The following is a 21,935-nucleotide window of genomic DNA, read 5'->3' on the forward strand; positions in this document are numbered from 1 at the left end:
GGAAAGGTTTACACGCTAGCAGAAAATTCACCAAAAATATCAGCAGATCGTTTTCGAGTTCGGAATTTAGCCAAGACTGTGCCATACTTTTGCCATTAGGAATCCAAAACAAGGCTCCCATGTTCATTGAATCTCTTTTCGCTGGCAAACCTCAGCCCTTTGGGCCACGAAAATCTCCCAGCAGCATAATAAAAAGTCCGCATTCTATGCTTACCATCGTTGAAGATGGTGCTATAGAGGATGAGCAAGGAAATAAAAAGTTGCATGGCGGCCCCGAAATGGCCTTGCACCAATACTCCCAGCAAGACTACCTTGCTCTTCAGCATGCCTTCCCTGAAATACGTGAACAGCTAGTTCCCGGTAGTATCGGCGAGAACATTTCTGCTCCCGAGATGAACAACGACAATGTCTTTATTGGTGATACCTATGAAATTGGCGATGTGGTCTTGCAAGTAAACTCCCCACGCTCTCCTTGCGTGAAAATAAATCAACGCTTTGGTGTGAAGAACATCGACACTTACATTGGCAAGCATGGCTTAACGGGCTGGTATTTTAGAGTTATTGAAAGCGGCACGATAAAAGTGAATGATCCAATTAAGTTGGTACATCGCTTAAAAAGCAGCAAATCCGTAAAAGAAATTGTTCGCTTAGTACGCGACAAGGACGCTTGCCCAACAGAACGTTTAATAGCATCTAACATTCCAGCATTGGCCGATGAGTGGGTGAGAAAATTAAGGAAATAGTGGCGATGTAGCTTTGAATGCCACGTTGCATTTGCGTGCTGCCTCGCCTTCGCAAGGAAGACGAGGCATTACTGCGCATTAATACACATTCGAACTGCATATCTATATCATGCGTGGTCTTAGGCTATTTCGAACAAACCTGCCGCGCCCATACCGCCACCAACACACATAGTAACGACTACATATTTAACGCCACGACGTTTACCTTCAATCAATGCGTGACCCACTGCGCGCGCGCCCGTCATACCATAGGGGTGTCCGATTGAAATAGCACCACCATTTACATTGTAAATATCTGGGTCGATACCAAGCTTGTCTCTGCAGTATAAGGCTTGGCAGGCAAAAGCTTCATTCAATTCCCACAAGCCAATATCGTTGATTGTTAGGCCGTTCGCTTTCAGAAGTTTAGGTATCGCATAGATAGGACCTATACCCATTTCTTCTGGCTCATTTCCCGCGACCATCATTCCGCGATAAATACCTAGAGGAGCTAAGCCGCGCTTTTCAGCTAGTTTTGCTTCCATCACAACACACGCCGAGGCGCCATCAGACAACTGACTGGCATTACCAGCAGTAATACAACCACCGTCAATCACTGGCTTCAACGCTTGCAAACTCTCAAGTGTTGTCGATGGGCGGTTGCCTTCATCTTTTTCTAGCGTGACTTCTTTAAAAGAGATTTCTTTTGTTTCTTTGTCCATGATGCCCATGGTAGAGGTCATCGGCACAATTTCATCGTCAAATTTTCCAGCAGCTTGTGCTGCAGCGGTACGTTGTTGCGACATTAAGGCGTATTCATCTTGCGCCTCGCGCGAAATATTGAATTTCTTCGCTACATTTTCGGCAGTGTATAGCATTGGCATGTAGGCATGCTCAGCCTGCTTTGTCACGTTCGGGTCGATAGACTTGCTCACCCACTCAAAATACTTTGCTTGGATCTCTGATATATTTTCCTGCCCGCCAGCCACGACCACATCCATCCCATCAACCATCACTTGCTTCGCGGCTGTAGCAATAGCCATTAAACCTGATGAACATTGACGGTCAATAGTTTGACCTGAAGCAGAATAAGGCAAACCAGCCGCTAAGCCAGCTAGACGGGCGATATTTGACCCTGCGCTACCTGCATTCAACACTGAGCCAATGATAACATCATCGATTTCAGCCCCTTCAACGCCTGAGCGCTCGACAGCGTGTTTGATAGCATGCGCAGTCATGGTAGGAGATTTTATATTATTAAAAGCGCCACGGTAAGCGCGACCTATTGGTGTACGTGCAGTTGATACAATAACAGCTTCTTTCATTTTCCTTCCTAATTAGGGGTCTGAGCATTTAGTCTGCGTTGAAAGCCATGGGATAGCAAGTTAAGCGCCATTTTGCTTTTTTATGTGACCTAATTGCCTTCATTTATAGTCCATATACCCTGTACTTTAGCTATGTGCAGGCTCACATTTTATTGACAGTTGGCAACGAAAAGGGTAGTTTCGTGTATTAGCTACTACAGTCATGTTTGCACCTTGATATTCGCTAAGAAGCAAACAGGCAGCAAGGTTAAGCGCCAGCTCGCATTATTTAAAGGTGTTCAAAGCAGCTAGCCTTTTACCAGTGTCACAATTGAATACAAGGAAGTGATATGGACCAATTCCTCGACACGATATTTAGTTTCCCAGTTATATTCTTTACCGTACCTCTTATGGTGATGATCATATTTTGGGCTTTTGCATTACTTGGCATGTTAGACATTGAAATTCTCGACGGTAGTGGAGAAACTGATAATGCCGATGCCGGCAGTGGCTCTTTCTTGGAGAACTTAGGGCTCGACGGCGTGCCACTAACGGTAGCGATAACCCTAGTTGAAATATATGGCTTTGCTTTCGTGTATGTTGCCAGAAAGTATATCAGTCCGCTTTTTGATGGTATTTTAACAGCCACCGCTTCGGGTTTTGTTATCGCTGTGCTTTCGCTAATTATCGCCATTCCTTTTGCTGCCTACACAAGTAAACCATTACGAAGAATTTTTGAAGTTCAAGAAGCTGTGTCTAAGTCCGAACTCATTGGCACCTACTGTATCGTTACAACACAAACAGTCACCGAGAGTTTCGGCCAAGCAAGAGCTGAAGATGGCATGATTTACAGTGTAAGAACAGCACCAGGTTTTCAAATAGCGGGAGGCTCCAAAGTAGCCCTCATCGACTTTAACGAGACCAACGATACCTATACCGTCGTGACAGAGGCCGAGTTAATGGCAATGTCATCTAATCAAAATTTATAAAACAATGTAGTACTTTTATCTCCACAATACGTGTTTTCAATTTGTGGGGGTTGACGTTTAAGGAGTAAACGAATGAATGAAGATTTAGTTTTTTGGGCATCTTTAGCAGCTGCTCTCGTCGTATTTATGATAGTGGTTGTTTTGCTCATGGGTAAGCTTTATCGCAAAGTAGAGCAAGGCCGAGCGATGATCATCAATAAAATGAGAACAACTACCGTCACTTTCGCGGGCGGAATTGTTGTTCCTGTATTCCATAAAGTGGAAGTGATGGATATCTCTTTAAAAACCATCGAAGTTGATCGAAGCGGTTCTGATGGCTTGATCTGTAAAGATAATATCCGAGCCGACATCAAAGTAGGGTTTTTCGTCAAGGTAAACAAAAACAGTGACGACGTGCTTAAAGTAGCTCAGGCGATCGGTTGTGAAAGAGCATCTAACATCGCTACCTTGGAAGATTTATTTAGCGCCAAATTCTCAGAAGCTTTGAAAACGGTGGGTAAATCACTTGAGTTTGAAGACCTCTATGCAAAACGTGACAATTTCCGTGACCTTATCATTGACAATATCGGTACCGATCTAAACGGCTATGTGCTTGAAGATGTTGCGATTGACTACTTAGAACAAACGCCTATCGAAAAGCTTGATCCAAACAATATCTTGGATTCACAAGGTATTCGTAAGATTACACAGTTAACTGCAGAACAGCATATTCAAACGAACATCTTCCAGCGCGATGAAGAAATGAAAATCAAGCGCAAAGATGTTGAAACGCGCGAAGCGATTCTTGAGCTTGAACGCCAAGAAGCCGATGCTGAAGCCAAACAGGAACGCGAAGTTGCCACCGTGCGCTCGAGAGAAAAGGCAGAAATGGAACGTGTTCAACATGAAGAACACTTAAAGGCCGAACAAGCACGTGTGCAATCTACCCAAGAAATTGAAGTTCAAGAACAAAACAAACAGCGCGAAGTGGAAGTAGCAGAGAATAATCGCCTCCGCGCCGTTGCTATTGAAGAAGAGCGTGTACTCAGAGCGCGTGAACTTGAACAAATCGACCGTGAAAAAGAAGCTTCATTGCAACGTATTGCAAACGAAAAGCTGGTTGAACATGAGAAGCGTGAAATCGCCGAAGTTATCCGTTCACGAGTGGAAGTTGATAAGACGGTTGCCGAACGTGAAGAAGAGATCAATGAATTGCGTGTCGTTGCTGAAGCCGATAGGAATAAAAAGGCTAAGGTAATTGCAGCTGAAGCTGAAGCTGAAGAAGCACTAGTAAAAGATATTAAAGCGGCGGAAGCCGCAGAAAAAGCGGCTGAATACCTAGCGAAAGAGAAATCGATTACTGCTGCCGCTGATTTAGAAGTAGCTGAAAAACTAGCCTTATCACAACGCAAAGAGGCTGAAGGTCAAGAAGCACTGAGTGCCGCTGACGGGCTAGCCGAAGCTAAAGTCATGGAAGCTCAAGCAGTTGCTAAAGAGCAAGAGGGTATGGCTGACGTTCGCGTGAAAGAGGCAATGGCGGATGCAATCGAGAAGAGCGGCGTTGCGGAAGCTGAAGTTATGGCGAAAAAAGCCGCGGCTGAAGCTGAAGGCATGACTCAGAAGTTTGCTGCAATGGCGACCATGTCACCAGAACAAAAAGCGCACGAAGAATTTAGAATGCGTCTTGATAAGCAACATGAACAAGTGATCAAGTCGATTGAAACCAATGTTGATATTGCCAAAGAGCAAGCTGTGGTATTGGGTGAAGCGCTTAAACAAGCGAACATCGACATTGTGGGCGGTGATACGGCCTACTTTGATAGCTTCGTTAAGTCTCTATCAGTGGGTAAAGCCATAGATGGCACCATTAGCAAGTCTGAAACACTTGGCACTGCTTTTGAGGATCACTTCAATGGTGATGCTAGCTTTGTTGAAGATGCGAAGGAATTGGTCGCTGGTTTCGGTAATGCAAGCGGTAATGCAAAAGACGCAGCCGTCACCGCATTAGTCGCTAAATTTTTAAAGGAAGGCTCTGATAATCCACAGTTGATGTCGATGATCACTAATGCCTTAACAAAAAAAGTAGCTCCAGACGCCGATAAAAGCTAAGGATAGCAGGCAAACATCATGGCAACTGAACAAGAGCAACTAGATCAGGCTGTTACTGATGGTGGGGCGTACGACGTTATTCGTGCGCGCCTACTTTCGCAAGCCAGCACGCTTAAAACCAAAGTTGATAAGCTCAACAATGCGCGAATTGAAGAGTTTGGGCAAGCCAAACTTGAAGTTGCAGGGCGCGTTCGTGTGCGCACAGAAAATAACTGTGTCGCGCGAGATATCGTTCCTGTTGGGCAAGATCTACTTTTCGGCTACAACGTCTTCATCGGCCTGAAAAAAGAAACACAAGTTAGCGATGTTTTTAGCTTGTTTCAATTGCAAGAAAAAGAAGGCAGCTACCAACTTAATCAAAAAGATATTAAAGGCAGTTTCTTAGACGAACCTAATTTCGTTAAGGAATTTAACGAGCTTTATATTTACTACAAAGAAGCGCGTTTAATACAAATAAAAGTACAAAACCAAACGCTTTTTGCAGTATTTCAAATTGGCCGTAAGTTAGAAGACATTCGGGTTTTTCAATGGCAAATTGAAAAAGATGGCAGTGCCCGCTACATTGATAATCGCGGTGAACGAGCCATTAAAAAAGCCGATTCACACGACTTTGAGTGGGAACTGGCTGGGCGCGATAGCCATGAATCGGGCAGCCACCCGCACATTAATATTCTTGATGAAGTTTTTGTTGAAACCATTGGTGGTAAGCTCACTATCAAAGTAGAAAACAATACCGAAGATGGTCTCGGTATCTACAACGAAGATGTCGACGATAGCACCCAAAGCCTCGCCGACGCTAGTGTTCACTATGCTAAAGTTGGCAGTCTTATTTTGTTAAAAATACTGCCCTATCGTGAAAAAGAACATCGCTATTTGGTTTATAACACGCGAAACCAGCAAGTAAATAGAATCGATGCCATTGGTAGTGCCTGTATTTCATTGCCCGAAGACCACGGCATTATTTTCCCAGGCGGCTATTATTTACAAAATGGCGACACTAAAAAGTTTCCTGATGAGATTGAAGGTCTTACATTCAAACGTAGCATGCGTTCGCCCAATGGCGAAGACGTACTCTTCATTTTTTATGAACCTGAGTCAGGTCTGGCTGGCCTGTATTCCTACAACCTCATTCGCAAAGAGTTGCAAAATCCCATTTACGCCCATGGTTTCAGTATATTTGACGATGGCAAAATGGTTATTTTCAGCTCTGAAGAAGAAGCGACGCGCGTGCACCCTATGCAGGTATGGGAAACCCCCTACTACAGTGATGAATTTGCAGCTAAACAGCCTAGCAAAGACAGTTTCTATAGCCGTATAGGCAACAAAGAATTAGTACGCGGCATAAGTGATGTGGTGTCAATTTATCGAAATATTAACAGCAACAATCCTAGCAGAAGCTCCTACGAAGACTTGATCAAAACGTCAAAATCGATGTTCGACTCATACTATTGGATGACAGACGACGAAGTCGATGGCCTCGGCGACCTTATCAAAGAAATTAGCAACACCGCAGAACTTGTTATTGATGAGTTTGAAAAAGTTGAACAAATTCGCCAACAAGCGACAAATGCTTTGGCCGAAGCTGAAAAGAAACAGCAAGAGGTAATAGCAGGCATTCGCATTTCCTCATGGAAAACGCCGCAAGAATATGTCGATTGTTTAATGAACTTGCGCAAGCAGCGCGGTTTCTTGGTCACTTTAAAAGACCAACGATACATCGACACCGAGCGCATTTCTGAGCTTGATGAAAAGGTCACTGAAGCCTTTGATGAAGTGAGCACAGCTACGGTTTCTTTCTTGTCAGATGAAGCGGCGCTTAAGCCCTATACTGATGCTATAAGCACATTGGATAAACGTATCGCTTCGGCTGATTTGGTGGTGGTGATAAATGAAGTAAACGAAGAGCTTGAGAGTTTGTCGCTTGGTTTAGATCTATTAACAGAAGTATTGAATGGTTTAAAGATTGATGATGCCACGAAGCGTACCAAAATACTTGATGATATTTCGGAAATATACAGCAAGTTAAATAAGGTGAAAGCTCAAGGGCGTAACCGTCGCAAGCAGCTTGGCTCCAGTGAGGCGACCGCTGAATTTGCTGCTCAATTCAGGTTATTTTCCCAAAGTATTAACAGTGCATTGGCAATGGCCGACACCCCAGACAAAGCGGAAGAACAACTCTCACGCTTATTAATTCAGTTAGAAGAGCTCGAGTCAAAGTTCAGCGAGTTTGACGAGTTTTTATCTGACATTATGGAAAAGCGAGAGGAATTACATAGCGCTTTTGAAAGTCGCAAGCAGAGTCTAATGGAAGAGCAGCAACGTAAAGCTCAGAACCTATTCTCGGCCGCACAACGAATCCTAAAAGGCGTGAGTCGTCGTGCCGGTAATTTTGCCGATGCCACTGAATTAAACACGTATTTTGCCTCCGATCCTATGATCATGAAAATTGCCGAATTAGCCCAGCAATTGCGTGATCTCAACGACCAGATAAAAGCAGATGACCTTGAAGCTCAACTCAAGGCAGTAAAAGAACAAGGTATTCGTTCACTGCGTGACAAACAAGATATTTTCGAAGACGGCGGCAACGTGATCAAGCTTGGTAAGCACAAGTTTAGCGTAAATACTCAAAGCCTCGATTTGACTTTGCTACCGCGTGACGATGGTTTATATCGACACCTTGTGGGAACTGACTTTTACGAACGCATCGAAAATGAGGAGTTAAGTCGACTTAAGCCTTATTGGCAACAAAACCTAGTGTCGGAAAACGCTGAGGTAAGTCGGGCTGAGTTTTTGGTGTCTGTCATACTAAAGGACGCTGAAGAACAACGTAATGGTTTGTCTCTCGCTTCCTTGTATGAGCAAAGTAATGATGCAAAAGCGCTGTCTGCTGTTATCAGAGAGTATATGACAGCACGCTATCAAGAAGGCTATGAAAAAGGCATTCACGATTCGGATGCGCTGGCAATATTGCAAGCCATTTTGCCTATTCATCAACAAGCAGGTTTGCTTCGTTTTGCCCCCAAGGCGCGAGCGCTTGCGATGCTATTTTGGATATATGATACCGCGGATGCTGAGCAACGTTTGTTATGGCAAAGTCACGCGCAAAGCGCAGCGGTTCTATCAAGTTCTTTTTCGACTATAGAAGGATTTAAGCAGCTTCGTAAACAGCTAGAAGAAGCGATGAAGGCCTTTACTCAAGATTTTAAACTTCAGCCTAATCCGGCAAACGCCAACACATCAGAGCGTAGTTCAGCAGAAAACAATGCGGAACTCAATGCATTGTTAAGCCAAGCAGTTGAATATTTAAGCTTAGAACTTGCTCAAAGCAAACTGTGCTTTGTGAGTAGTCAAGCTGCGTCAGACATGACGTCGAAGTTTAGTGAATCAATCTCAAAACTTGGTCATCAATCTGATTTCGACTCTGCTATGTTGCAGTTCAATACCCTGATTACCAATAGTAAAAAAGCCTACCAATTGAATCAAACAAACAATATTCATGGCCTCACAGAGCAGTGGAGTTTAACTTGCGCTTGGATAGAGGCAACCTTGGGTAGCAAAAATAATGCTGACAAGGACGCTGAAAACGACCAAGCTCAAATAGCAGATGGTAAGAGCCATTATATAGAAGAAGCCGCCGCATTGGTGATTGCAGCTGCAGTTGAAACGCTTAGGTCTACCCAGAAAAGTCTTAATCCTAAAAACACAGAAGACTGCGCTCAAAGCATCGAAACAATGGTCTCCTCAATCTCCTTAGAAGCCGAGATAAGCGATTTACTCAGCGATCATCAACGTATTAAAGATGGCAAGCTGCGACTGTCGGTCGACGAGTTCAATCAGCGTTTAGGCCACTATCACAGCGTACATGTGAACAACTTCAAACGTTATCATGAACTGCGCCAACGCATAATGGATGAAAGCCGCAAAGAGCTGCAACTAGAGGCTTACAATGCAAAACCATTGAGTTCATTTGTTAGAAACCGCCTAATTAATGAAGTGTATCTTCCTATTATCGGCGACAACTTAGCTAAACAAATGGGCACCGTCGGTGACAACAAACGTACCGACCTGATGGGCTTGCTGTTACTCATATCGCCACCGGGTTACGGGAAAACCACTCTCATGGAATATACCGCCGACCGCTTAGGTTTGGTATTCATGAAAATAAATTGTCCGAGTCTTGGTCATGATGTTACGTCAATCGACCCAGAAAATGCGCCCAATGCAACGGCTAAACAAGAACTCGAAAAGCTAAACTTGGGTTTAGAGATGGGTAATAATGTGATGTTGTATCTCGACGATATTCAACACACTCATCCTGAGTTTTTGCAAAAATTCATTGCTTTGTGTGATGGAACCCGACGCATTGAAGGTGTATGGAAGGGCGAGAGTAAGACCTACGACATGCGTGGTAAGAAGTTCTGCGTGGTGATGGCTGGTAACCCATATACCGAGTCGGGTGATGTATTCAAGGTACCCGATATGTTAGCTAACCGAGCCGATATTTATAACTTGGGTGATGTACTCGGCGGGCAGGAAGAACAATTCGCACTGAGTTACATAGAAAATGCGCTTACCTCTAACCCTGTTTTAGCTCCTCTTGCGTTAAGAGATATGCAGGATGTTTATAAGTTTGTGGCAATGGCCAATGGCGAAAATATACCGAGTGCTGATTTGAGCCATCAATATAGCGGTGCGGAGATAAACGAAATTGTTGCTGTGTTACGCCATCTAATTGTTATTCAAGAGGTTATTTTGAAGGTGAATTTGCAATATATCGAGTCTGCTGCAACCGCCGAAGACTATCGTCAGGAGCCGCCATTCAAGCTTCAAGGTAGTTACCGAAATATGAACAAAATGACCGAAAAAGTATCTGCGGTAATGAATCACGACGAACTTATGCGACTCATTGGTGATCATTATACCGGCGAGGCGCAAACTCTCACCTCGGGCGCGGAAGAGAACTTGCTTAAACTTGCCATGCTTCGCGGCGTAATGACCGACGAGCAGACTCAACGTTGGGAACACATTTGTAGTGCCTTTGACAGCAAGCAGTCGCAAAACATTGAGGGTGATCCGCAAGTGCAAGCGGTTAAGCAGCTTTCACAAATGACCAAGGCGCTTGAGGCGATAAAAGTAGATATGCAGCAAACAGTCGATACCGGTGATTTAATTCGCCCTATTAACCGTGTTGCCGCTGCCATGCAATTGTTAAGCAAAGTATGGGCTGGGAACGGAGCTAGTAAAACAAAAGACCTTGAGCTAGAGGAGCAAAGCGATAAACCAGATGCTCAAGCTTAACTCTGGCTACACAAAAAGCCAACGGGGCAAGGCAAAAGTAAGCTCTCTGTTTATTCCGGCCTTGGCTTTATGTGTTGTAGCTGCGTTGGTTTGGGTCCTTTACTCCTTATTTCAGCCCGTAAAGTTTGAACCAGGCTCAACATTAGCAGAATCAGAGCCATATAATGCCCCAGAGCCTGAGTACCAATTAGCGCAAAACAACACTCGAGCTGAGCCGCTCAAAAAGCCTGATACAGTGCCTGAAGAAATAGATAGTAATTTAAGTTACTGTGCCGCACCCGACGTAGAGATCGTCGGTTTTGAGTGGGATACAAACATGGCCCAGGTGAAAACTGATAGCCTAAATTGGCAAGAAATTACTAATGAAAATCTATTTAACTCTGCGCAAATGCGAGAATATGAAAGGGCATTATTCACCCGATTGTCGGAACTACGCAATGATAGCAATTCACGAATAGAAAGTTATGAATTCGGAGAGTACCATAATCAGGAATTCGAGTATTTGAAAGACGATAAAATCGCGGTGATTGAACGTTTCGCCGGAGACACAACATTTCTTGTTCAGACCTTAAAATACAATCGCTTTGAGTTAAGTAGCAGTGAATTTGCTGAGCTGCTGAAAACCCACCCCCCACTCTCTCTTGCCTTTGTTTATGACATGCTTATGTCACCCAACATCATGGATGTTGATTTCATCAAGCTATTTATCGATGCCCGCGACAAAGACTCCCCTCTTAGTTTATTAGGTGAATCGCGCACAGGCGGCAAACTTGCACTTAAGTTGCTTAGTTTGAATCAAATAAAGAGCTTCGTTCTTGCGCAAGAGTTGGGCTTAGCGATTGACAAAGAAGCCTCCACGTATTTATACGCAGCACTTGCTTCTGGTTACGGTATCGGCATAGAAACTTTTGAATCTAGCGATGTTAATGAAGCCTTAAATATAATTGCTAACATAGCCGGCAGACCAAGCCCCGCTGACGCTATCATGCTTAGCAGATATCATAAAGAAGAGCCGAAAGATACACTGATTCGCTACGGCCTAGATATAGATGATTTTCTTGTGTACAAGGTGAATGAAGATATTTTGGATATTGAACCCGAAGACTTATCGGCGCGCTTAAGTGACATTAAAAACCAGTGGCCCAACTATATACTTCGGCTTAATCCTCAGTCTGATTGTGCGAATGAAAGCGAGTTTCATTGGAACGATAGCACCTTGATCGAATGGATCAATGAGCGATTGAAAAGTCCTAGTGACAGCATGGCAATCGACGATGAATTAGCTAAGTTCTCAAGACTATATGTTGAGCGTTTCCGTTTTTTCTACACCACTAGAAAGCTTAAGGTAAGTGATCCACAATTTAACTTTAATGATGAGGATCCCTTTATTCAAAAGCTTTTCAATGTTATGGCGAGTCGAGAGGAGCCAAGTGGGATAAACATTTCCGAGCTCTTTTCCGAACCCATGACTAATGAGCAAGAAAAGATGGTAAAACTTTTATTGATTAGCATGGTTAAACAGCCAAAGATTCTAGAAGAAACGATCAATTTAGGTTTTAGCTATAACGAAAAGGATATGTTGGATGCACTACGTTTTCAGAATATGGAAGCAGTGAAGTGGCTTGCATCAATGAATATTGGCTACGGTGGCACTGACAGTTTCGGGAATGGCGTGCTGTATTGGGCAGTCATATTTGACGCTTTTAGCGCCTTGCAGAAAGTCGATATGAATAATATTCCCAAAATTTATAATACCAAGAATTTAAACCCGCATGAGCTGCATTATGCAGGATGTGATAGTTACGCCCTTGCACCTGACATTATTAGAGAGTTTGAAGTGGCAAAAGACCTGAAACAACAAATGCGGAGCGATATATGCGAACGCATCAGTGGCTACACAGACTTTATGATAGAACAGGCCGACCAATAAGCTTATTGAAAGAAGTGCTTAACAAATCCAACTAATTAAAAACCAATGCCCAGAAACAAAAAACACCGCCGAAGCGGTGTTTTCTTATAACAATGATACAGTCTTGATTATGCTTCTTTGATGATAACCAATTTAACTGATGTTGTTACGTCAGAGTGTAGTTGAATATCGATATCGAATTCACCCACTTCACGTAAAGTACCCATAGGCAATTTAACTTCTGACTTAGCAATCTCAACACCAGCAGCTGTTACTGCATCAGCGATGTCGCGAGTACCAACAGAACCGAATAACTTACCTTCATCACCAGCAGGTGATGCGATGGTTACTGATTCTAGTGCAGAAAGCTTATCAGCACGAGCTTGAGCTGCTGCTAATTCGCCAGCAATTTTTGCTTCCAACTCAGCACGACGAGCTTCGAACTTCTCAACGTTAGCTTTAGTTGCTGGAACTGCTTTTTGCTGTGGGAATAAAAAGTTACGTGCGTAACCTGATTTTACTGTGACTGTGTCACCTAGACCGCCTAAGTTGGCGACTTTGTCTAGTAGTATGATTTCCATCTTGCTACCTCTTTGCCAATCTTATTTGTGTGAATCAGTATATGGTAACAATGCTAAGAAGCGCGCACGCTTAATTGCAGTTGCTAACTGGCGCTGATATTTAGCGCTAGTACCAGTGATACGGCTAGGAACAATTTTACCGCTTTCAGTAACATAGTTTTTCAACATAGCGATATCTTTGTAGTCTATTTCTGCAACGCCTTCAGCAGAAAAACGGCAGAATTTACGACGTCTAAAAAAACGAGCCATTATGCGTCTCCTTCTTCTGTGTTAGCTTCTTCTGTTGCTGCAGGAGCATCATAAGATTTTTCTTCACGAGGTGGTCTGCGATCTTCGCGACGCTCTTCTTTAGCCATCGGTGACTGTTCAGTCACTGCAGCTTTAGTGCGCATAACCATATTACGTAAAACAATATCATTGAAGCGGAAAGCAGTTTCCAGCTCTTCAACTGCTTCAGCATTTGCTTCTGCATTGATAAGTACGTAATGTGCTTTGTGAAGTTTTTCAATTGGGTAAGCTAACTGGCGGCGACCCCAGTCTTCTAAACGGTGGATTTTTCCGCCGTCTTGCTCAAGGATACCAGTATATTTTTCAATCATGCCTGGTACTTGTTCACTCTGATCAGGGTGAACCATGAATACGATTTCGTAATGACGCATTATTGCTCCCTACGGTTATAGTCTCGGATAGTGAAGTCGTCTATATGGAGACAAGGAACTGAGTTGTTGACTTCAAGGGCGCGCATTATACATACCCGCGCCCGTTGAAACAACAATTTTTGCGTTAATCACTATTCTTTTTAAACATTGTTCGAGGCAAGGTGAGCATGCTCGCCGCAATGATAAGCGTTAGCTGCAAATATAGTGACTGCGTGATGAGTTTATATTCTCGTAATTCAGAGCCTGCAATCCAGATACTTAAGGAAATATGCATTAAGGCAAACGCCAAGATGAGCATGTTCACATGTATCGCTTTGCGCTTGAAGGCATCTCGGTGGTCAGGGTTTGAAAAGTTGCCCGTCTTGTCATCTCTAAATACTGCCCAAATGATCCCGAAGAACACACCGTTAAGCACAAATAGACCAACAAGGTTGGTGTAGCCTGCAAAGCCGTCAAAAGGATTGGCAACAAAATATACAATGGTGCCAACGAAAACAATATTCGCAACCGCGATCAATACAAGTAAAGGCAATGATAAATAATGCTGAAGTTTTCGAGGCCTCAAGGAGGCTGTTCGCTTACTACCAGCATAATTCTTGATGATATTAAACAAAGCCTTATGAATTAGCATCATTGCTGCCACTGGGATCATAGCCAAGAGATACATGATTAATAAACCGCTTTGGTCATCCCAATTTAGAAGTTCAGTTTCATTTCGAATTGCTTGTATAACGAAAACGGCAACGAAGGCAAATAAAAAACCCACCATTGTCCAATATGGCGTTTTGGTCTTATTCAAGTATTGATGCACGGCTTTCGAGGCCTCAGGATAGTTGCCAACACCATAATTAAGCGCTGTTTTGGAAAATATCTGATAGCTCAACAAGGGCACAAATAATAGTGTCACTACAAGTTGCACGGTCATAATTAAATAGTTACTTTGGGAAAGCCAATCGAACATAAGATTCCTTAATTCCGCCCTGCGGAAATGACTTGGTTAAATACATTTCTAATTTCTGAATCTGTTGCGCCTGCTGCGCGATACTTTTCTACATCGTCACTGAGTTGAGTTTGCAGCCATTCGTTAATATCAAAGGATAAGTTCCTTAAAGCATCATTCGCTACAAAACTACCTTTCGCTCCCCTCGACTCAAGCACTTTATCCCTCTCTAATAGACGGTATGCTTTCGCTACTGTTTTGGCATTAAGTTCCAAGTCAGACGCCAGTTGACGAATTGAGGGCAAAGCATCACCTGGTTGCAGGAGCTCGGACTCAACCGCTCGTTTAATCTGCAACACTAGTTGGTTAAATAAGGGTTCTGCAGAATCTAAGTCTATTGTGATCATTTTCACCTCATGTTGTACCACCTTCAAGTGGGGTACATGTTGATAATGACATTTATGTACCCTTAGATCAAGTGGTACATTTGAAATAAATCAATTTACATTAAACAAGGAAGGGTAAACGCAAAGTCAGCAAGATTACGAAAAGTACTTTTTTGTTTATGATTTTAATTTTAGATTTTTATCTGATAATAGAGAAATAACGTAAAAACAAGCTTTAGTATAATTATAAGATATTGTTTATTATGTAAAAAAATTATCAACGAAGAATTTATTTAGTTTTACTTAAGGTAAAAGAACATCGCAAACACTACAATCCTGAAGCTCACAATCATATATACATTGCAGCATGTAAGCGCTAACATTTTGTCAATGATTTGTTAAAGGAATGCTAAGATGAAAAACACAGCACTTGTACTATTACTGGCTATTGGTCTTGTAGGTTGCGGTAGTGGAGGGTCGTCAAGTACACCGGAGCCAGCTCCAGTATCACCACCTGCTCCGCCACCGCCGCCAGCACCACCAAGCACACCGGAAGCCGATGCACTGCCGAACATGTTCTCATTCGGAACGTATTCCAATGCACTTCCGGGTCAAATAGTTGAGTCAGGCGCCATTGTTATTAGCGGTATGGATGACGCTAGCCCTATATCCATCAGTGGAGGCGAATTCTCAATAGACGGAGGCACCTTTCAAAGCGAGGCAGCGACGATCGATGCTGGCCAAGGCGTGACCTTGCGAGCTGCGGCATCGACCGCTTCTTTAGGTGAGGTAATCGTTAGCTTAAGCGTTGGTGATTTGAGCGTGGATTACCCTATCATCACCGCAGATCTTAGCGGCCGAGTTGAAGCCGAATCAGCATCATTATTAGGTGATGCTAGCATGACAGCCTCTGATAGCTCCTCATCGGGTCAAGTTGTGAATATGACCAAGCTGAATGATGGCATTGCTATAAGTGCGGTCAGAGCCTCGAAATTAATCACCCTGTCGTATACCTCAAATGAAGATACGAGCTTGTCTTTGCTGGTAGAGGGGAGCGAAATTGGCAGTGTCGATTTGTATGCTACGGGTCAATACAAACAAAGCATTGAATTTTTCTATGATTTCGCCGCTGATACAGCAGTACAAGTGGTATTAAACTCAGCAACGGAGGCAACTAGTGTAAGTCTCGACTATGTTGATTTTGTAACTGACTTTACTGCCGAAATTGCAGCCCAGGAAATGGGCGCGGGTTTTAACCTAGGACAAATGTTTGAAAGCAATCAACACGAACCTAGCTTAGCGAATGCCGCTCCTAAAATTGATGCATACTACAAAAGTGGGTACAGGAATGTTCGAATTCCCATCACTTGGACTGAAACAATTCAGGGCAATACGCTTGTTGAAGATACCGACACTGGTGTTGTCGACCGTGACCATCCGCGTTTGTTGGAAATTATGAAAGTAGTTGACTATGCCTTAGCCAAACCTGGTATGTATGTCGTGATTAATATGCACCATGAATCAACCTTGAAAGCCGAAGATAAATATCAGGTACTAGAGCAAATTTGGGCAGATAATGCTGATATTTTTGCTGATCGTAGTCATCGTTTGATTTTCGAAATTCTGAACGAGCCGCATCAAGGCCCTAACAACGACCCGATGGAGCCTGAAAAAGTGCGCCGGATGTCTGAATTGGCGTACAACAAGATACGCGCAAAAAATAGTAGACGTATTATTATCATTGGCGGGAATCAATGGTTCGGTGCGCATGAAATGGCAATTACATGGCCTAATTTAGACCAAGTAGGCTCTGGCCAAGATGCCTATCTGATGGCAACTTTCCATCATTATGACCCTTGGGAATTTAACGGCGCTAGCGACAAAACCTTTGCTTGGAATGCCCAAACAATTACTACCCCGATGCAAACCATGGAGAGTTGGAGCACTAGTGTAGGCAACAACATGCCAATTTATATTGGTGAATGGGGTAATAGTTGGGGACAATATCTACGAGCTGACGGTTGTAACAACATCAAAAGCTGGTACAACGATTTTAATAGTGCGCATGCTTCTAACCGCCCAATAACAGCGCCAACAGCGGTTTGGGATGATGGCGGTTGGTTCCAAATCTGGAATCATAGTACTAACGATTGGGGAAGCGAGCTGTTTCAATGCATTACGGGCAACTGTATGCCAGCTAATTTCGAAAGAAACAATAGCGCCTGTTCTGATACTTTGTAAATACTAGACAGCACTGTTTTGCTAATAAGGCTTCCCTTTTATAACTAGGAAGCCTTTTTTTTTGCTTTAATTGTGATAATTTTGAATTACAGTAAGATTCACTAAACACTTTTAGCACTGAATCATTATGCGCATTTCGATTAAAACCCTCGTTACAAGCCCCATAACGAAAGTCTTCGTATTAGGTACTCTTCTTAGTTTTCAAAGCCATTTTACAAGAGCTCATGACTTGCATCTCGTCGAGGGCGCGTCGTCATCGAAACCAAGCAACGCTGTTCAAAGGTCGAATTCAAACGCAAACGATGCGCTGGCCAGTGCCACCTATTTAGCCAACGAAGGCATTATGGTCGAATCAGGTGGTGTCAAAATACTCTTCGACCCTTTCTTTCACAATGATTATGGTAGCTACCAGCTCGTACCGGAAAAGATCTTGTCCGCTATAAAACAGAACGAAGCGCCTTACCACGATATTGATATTGTGTTTATCAGTCATGCACACGGAGACCATTTCGCAGCCCAAGATATGCTCGACTATTTGGTAACATTTGACAGCGTAAGCTTGGTCGCACCGCAACAAGCGATAGACGAAATGGCGAAACTAGCTAACTTTGAGAAGGCAAAGTTATCGCTAAGTGCTCGTATCAGGGCTATTAGCCTAGCCTATCGAGATGCTCCCATCTCTTTTAATATCGACAACGTCAATATAGATGCCGTACGCATTCCACATGCCGGCTGGCCGGGCCGCGCTGACGTAAGTAATATAGTATACAGAGTAACTCTGCCTCTAGCAGAAGCGAGTAGCACTTATATTCATATGGGTGATGCCGACCCTAACGACAGTCATTTCCGTCCCTTGGCAGAATTTTGGCAACAACAAAAGACTGACCTCGCATTTCCACCCTATTGGTTTTTCTTATCCCATGAAGGAAATTATGTTCTGGATTATCGTATCAATACTCAGCGTAGTGTTGGTGTACATGTTCCTATCAAAATACCCCAAACCTTACTCAATAGTGGGAAAGCATATTTCTCTACACCAGGGGAAGTACTGAAAGTGAGCCCACCCTAAGTCAGGTCATTTCCATCAACACTTGAGCATGAATGGCACCCGCAAGAAAACTATTGCTGTGTAAAAAACGCTAGCAATGTATTTGCGCTCTCTTCTCTATCGAGAGAGCTTGGAGGCGATGGCACTGCATTAGTTGCAAAGGCAATCGCGCCTTGTTTATCAGGGTAAAGCGCGAAAAAGGAATAGCCACCGTTAATAGTGCCGCCATGGTAAATCATCGGCCCATTTTCTGGGTGCGTGGCATTAGCATTATTGATGCGAAAGCCTAAGGCGTAGTTTGAGCTTGAATCCGCTGTAGAAAACAACTGCGTGACCGAAGACGAACTAAGATACTCATGGGCAAGCAAGGCGTTTCCAAACACTAACAGATCCGAAGGTGTTGATAAGAAACCTGCGCCAGCATATTTATTGCTATAGTCGAGCTCAGGGGCAGCAAAAAGACGACTACCCAATAGCAGATAGGGGCTTGCCTTTTGGGAGACTTTTTCTTCGTCATAGCGTTCAGTGTTTCTGGCTATGTTTAAGGTGGTATGAGTTAAGCCTAAAACCGACACTAATTCTTGCTCAACTAAATCGACGTAACTCCTCTCTGTAGCAGCTTCCAAGGCCAAAGCTAGCACAGAATAAGCATAAGAACTGTAGAGAAAATCACTTCCAGGACGGAAAACCAAAGCGTCTTCCTCAACAATTTCAGCGGCTGCTCTTGTCGTTGGGTAGTGAGTTTCGTTCAGACTTTCCGACAATTCGTCTTTGTAGTGACGGATCCCTGAGCGGTGACTTAACAATTGCGCCAAGGTGTAAGACGCATGATTAGTTTCGGCAAAGTCCTTAACATAGCTTTGAAAGTTATCATGAATATTAAGCTTGCCCTGCTCTTGAAGCTTAAGTGTAAGGGCGGCGGTAAGCGACTTTGAAATACTACCAATTTGGTATTGCGTATCGGCTTGAGCCGCAATATTTTGCTGAATATCAGCCACGCCAATAGTAGCACTCCATACGGTCTTTCCCTCTAAGGAAAGAGCTGCAGAAATAGACGGAACTGGGTGCTTTTCATAGAGATTTTGCAACCAAATATTAGCCTGTTCACAGGCCTCTCGCTCAGGAAAATGACAAGTATAGTTGGCTGGTGCATCAGCCAATTCAGGCCGCTCTTGGGTCATTAAATAAACATAAAATGCAATACCACTGCCTATTGCAACTAGTAGAACAGCAATGGCAATAAGTGCTCTTTTAAACATAGTTCTTCCTTGCTAAATCCACTCAACTCAAGTTCAGTATTAGTATGCGGTCTTACTGTAGCCAAGCATAACTGAACTTCATGAAGATAGATTGACCATTTACTTTTAATTTATTTAGCTCATCATTTTCGAAAGCACTGTCGGCGTAGCCCACAAAGAATTTGGTGAGTGGGTTTAGCTTGTAAGAATACAGTAGTTGCACCCCAAGGTCTCGTGACTCGGCATCTAAACCTAAATCCTCACCTTCAGCAACAAGATAATTTCCTAGGTTTCTGGATATGTCTGCGTAGGCTAACGTCACTCTAAAAAACTGTCGTTGGTCAAACTGGTAGGTCATTCGTAAGTCGCTTAGGTTAGCAACGAACAAATTGTCACTGTTTGAATCTAGTTTGCTGTAAGTATGGCGCACACGAAAGCGTAAATGAGTGCCAAGGTTGATATCAATCGTAGGCTCAACGATCAACTGTTCACCCAAGCGGTTGTTAGCGAAATCAATAGCATCACCTTTGCGCATAAAATTGCTGATAAAGAAGTATTGATTTGGTTTGGTTTCCATATATAGCGACATTGATTCTTCATCAAAATAAGTGGCGTTGTTAACAATGTCTAAGCGTTCACTGAATTCACGTAAGCCCGTTCGTGTGCGCTTTACTGCGCCTATTTGAGCAAAAGACTGGTAATTTCCACGAATATTAATTTGTGCCTCAAGCTCTCGCTCCAGCAGTTCGCCATTCATGTTGTGAGCTTGATCCCAATCACCACTTAAGCGAATGCGATTCCACCAAGAGTTTTCATTCCACCAATTATAGCCACCTCCGATGATCGTCACTTTACGATCCACTCTTGATTGGAATCCTAAATCAGCACGATAGTTTTCGTCAGTCACTTGGCGAGTAGCGCGAAAATCGTAATCACTGTTTTCATGTCGATAGTCTAGGTAAAAAGAGCGCCCAGTAAAACTATCGCTCATGTCGGTGCGCAAGGAAGCTTCGCTTTTGTCACTCTCATTAATGCATTCATCGTTGCAGAAATCTTCAAACAAATCATCTGGATACTGCGTGTCTGTAACAATAACTTGAGCACGAAGTGTGTCTTGTTCACTTATTCGATACTTAGCATCGAAGGAAGTCACGTAATTATGATAGTTATCGGCATCTCGAGCCGTCACCACTGCACCAAGCGCCAGCCTATCTGAATAGTCAAAACGATAACGAGCAGCCGCATTGGTTGATTTGGCATCAAACTGCGCGACCGACGAGCCCAAATTTCCGGGCACCAAAAAGGTCGTTGTCTCATCGTTTGCTACAAACACACCAACAGAATGTTGCTCTTTACGACCCGTGAGCTTTACGCCGTAATCTGGCGCGTTCACATTTCGGGTATAGATCAAGTTTTGGAAAGAAGTAAAGTAATCAGCATTCGCTACAAAAAAGGGCCGTTGCTCATCGAAGAATAAAGCAAAGGTATTATTAATATTTAACTGTGCATTGTCGGCTTCAACTTGCGAAAAATCAGGGTTGAGCGTGGCTTGCACACTCATTTCAGGCGTAATGGCCCAGTTGAGATCTAGGCCAACTTCCTGAGCATTATCGTAGTCCCATTCATTCGTTTCGGTAGGGTCGCGTTCACGTGAAGCGCCAAGTACTGCAGTTGGCACGATTGCAAGGTTGTTACCCTGTTTCGCCTCCTTAAAGCCTGAGGCTTCACCCATTTGACACAAAGTGCATGCATTGTTGCGGTCAAATGGCAGATGCGATATGCGGTATTCGTCGCTTCTAGGGTAAAACCGGACAAATTCTATTCCCCAGCTTTTAATATCATCGCTCTCTTCAAAATTCATCAAACGCAATGGAATGGCCATCTCCACTTGAAAGCCTTCGTCGGTAAGTATCCCTTCAGATTGCCAGATGCCGTTCCAACTGGCGCTTTCATTGCCTGTCATTTCATTTTCGATGCTGTCGGTTTGCACGCCTAAGGGATTAACATAGAATTGATAGGCTAAGCGGCCATCGTTGTAGGTGTCAATTTTCACACCAACCATGTCTTGACCCCAAGTTTTGTCGCGATCTCGCAAAAACGAGCGTATTTGCTCAGGGGCGAAATCTTCCGCAACAAACGCGAGATAAAAGGTATTACCATCTTCGTAAAAATAAGCAGTAGTTTGTACTGGCGGCTGGGTATTATCGAAGGGGCGATGCACGTAGTTCAGTTTAACCCGTTGCGCAGTTTTCCAGACAGCCTCAGTTAGTTCACCATCAACGATAATTGTTTCATCAATTGAGGGGATGGTTAATTGCCGCAGTTCGCTCGTTTGTATAGCGCTATCACTGTTTGCAAGGTCAACATTTAACGCAGGCTTATTCGCTGCATTCACTTTGCAGGCTAATAGGCAGAATAATAGAAGGCTCAACTTTACAAAAGTATTGGCTATGTTACTTAGTCGCTTCAAAGAGTCTCCAGATCCTTCACCTTAAGCAGAAAAACAGACTTAATAAAGCGAACGAAAGAAAG

General features: G+C 43.5%; 15 protein-coding genes. 7 read left to right on the top strand and 8 right to left on the bottom strand.

Annotation, left to right across the window (positions count from 1 at the left end; all coding sequences use genetic code 11):
* The first annotated feature begins 119 nt into the window (after positions 1-119).
* A complete protein-coding gene (locus tag ISG33_RS12100; protein ID WP_195733884.1) occupies positions 120-743 on the top strand; it encodes an MOSC domain-containing protein in 624 nt (207 codons plus the stop codon).
* A gap of 119 nt (positions 744-862) precedes the next feature.
* Here the strand turns inward: ISG33_RS12100 and ISG33_RS12105 are convergent, their stop codons facing one another.
* Positions 863-2,047, bottom strand: coding sequence for an acetyl-CoA C-acyltransferase (locus ISG33_RS12105; RefSeq protein WP_195733885.1), 1,185 nt, complete (start codon positions 2,045-2,047; stop codon positions 863-865).
* A 329-nt stretch (positions 2,048-2,376) separates the two neighbouring features.
* On the opposite strand from ISG33_RS12105, the gene ISG33_RS12110 reads away from it, so the two are divergent.
* The 4 genes from ISG33_RS12110 (at position 2,377) to ISG33_RS12125 (ending at position 12,331) form a co-directional block, all read left to right on the top strand.
* Positions 2,377-3,015: an OB-fold-containig protein gene (locus tag ISG33_RS12110; RefSeq protein ID WP_195733886.1), complete on the top strand. Its 639-nt coding sequence runs from the start codon at positions 2,377-2,379 to the stop codon at positions 3,013-3,015.
* 72 nt (positions 3,016-3,087) lie between these two features.
* Positions 3,088-5,103: a flotillin family protein gene (locus ISG33_RS12115; protein ID WP_195733887.1), complete on the top strand. Its 2,016-nt coding sequence runs from the start codon at positions 3,088-3,090 to the stop codon at positions 5,101-5,103.
* Positions 5,104-5,121: 18 nt separating this feature from the next.
* The gene (locus ISG33_RS12120; RefSeq protein ID WP_195733888.1) at positions 5,122-10,401 is read left to right on the top strand and encodes a DNA repair ATPase; all 5,280 of its coding nucleotides are present in this window, start codon (positions 5,122-5,124) and stop codon (positions 10,399-10,401) included.
* Entirely contained in the window at positions 10,388-12,331 is a 1,944-nt protein-coding gene (locus ISG33_RS12125; RefSeq protein WP_195733889.1) for a hypothetical protein, read from the top strand. The genes ISG33_RS12120 and ISG33_RS12125 overlap by 14 nt, the downstream gene beginning before the upstream one ends.
* Positions 12,332-12,438: 107 nt before the next feature.
* Here ISG33_RS12125 and rplI read toward each other — a convergent pair whose 3' ends face one another.
* From rplI to ISG33_RS12150, 5 genes are all read right to left on the bottom strand, one after another.
* Positions 12,439-12,891 carry a 50S ribosomal protein L9 gene (gene rplI / locus ISG33_RS12130; RefSeq protein ID WP_195733890.1) on the bottom strand — a complete coding sequence of 151 codons (453 nt, stop codon included), beginning with the start codon at positions 12,889-12,891 and terminating at the stop codon, positions 12,439-12,441.
* A gap of 21 nt (positions 12,892-12,912) precedes the next feature.
* Positions 12,913-13,140, bottom strand: coding sequence for a 30S ribosomal protein S18 (gene rpsR / locus ISG33_RS12135; RefSeq protein WP_195733891.1), 228 nt, complete (start codon positions 13,138-13,140; stop codon positions 12,913-12,915).
* Complete coding sequence (gene rpsF / locus ISG33_RS12140) at positions 13,140-13,550, bottom strand: 30S ribosomal protein S6 (RefSeq protein WP_195733892.1); 411 nt, start codon at positions 13,548-13,550, stop codon at positions 13,140-13,142. The genes rpsR and rpsF overlap by 1 nt, the downstream gene beginning before the upstream one ends.
* Before the next feature lie 124 nt (positions 13,551-13,674).
* Entirely contained in the window at positions 13,675-14,511 is an 837-nt protein-coding gene (locus ISG33_RS12145; RefSeq protein ID WP_195733893.1) for a hypothetical protein, read from the bottom strand.
* Between the two features lie 8 nt (positions 14,512-14,519).
* Complete coding sequence (locus ISG33_RS12150; protein ID WP_195733894.1) at positions 14,520-14,897, bottom strand: GntR family transcriptional regulator; 378 nt, start codon at positions 14,895-14,897, stop codon at positions 14,520-14,522.
* Positions 14,898-15,290: 393 nt separating this feature from the next.
* Between ISG33_RS12150 and ISG33_RS12155 the strand changes: the two genes are divergently transcribed.
* Positions 15,291-17,117, top strand: coding sequence for a glycoside hydrolase family 5 protein (locus ISG33_RS12155; protein ID WP_195733895.1), 1,827 nt, complete (start codon positions 15,291-15,293; stop codon positions 17,115-17,117).
* A gap of 127 nt (positions 17,118-17,244) precedes the next feature.
* Positions 17,245-18,186: an MBL fold metallo-hydrolase gene (locus ISG33_RS12160; RefSeq protein ID WP_195733896.1), complete on the top strand. Its 942-nt coding sequence runs from the start codon at positions 17,245-17,247 to the stop codon at positions 18,184-18,186.
* Between the two features lie 50 nt (positions 18,187-18,236).
* Here the strand turns inward: ISG33_RS12160 and ISG33_RS12165 are convergent, their stop codons facing one another.
* Together ISG33_RS12165 and ISG33_RS12170 are read right to left on the bottom strand one after the other, a co-directional pair.
* Entirely contained in the window at positions 18,237-19,424 is a 1,188-nt protein-coding gene (locus ISG33_RS12165) for a serine hydrolase domain-containing protein (protein WP_195733897.1), read from the bottom strand.
* Positions 19,425-19,476: 52 nt separating this feature from the next.
* A complete protein-coding gene (locus tag ISG33_RS12170; protein ID WP_195733898.1) occupies positions 19,477-21,873 on the bottom strand; it encodes a carbohydrate binding family 9 domain-containing protein in 2,397 nt (798 codons plus the stop codon).
* Positions 21,874-21,935: the final 62 nt, after the last annotated feature.

This window comes from Marinibium conchae (genome assembly GCF_015595035.1).
In the GTDB taxonomy this organism is placed as follows: Bacteria; Pseudomonadota; Gammaproteobacteria; order Enterobacterales; family Alteromonadaceae; genus Glaciecola.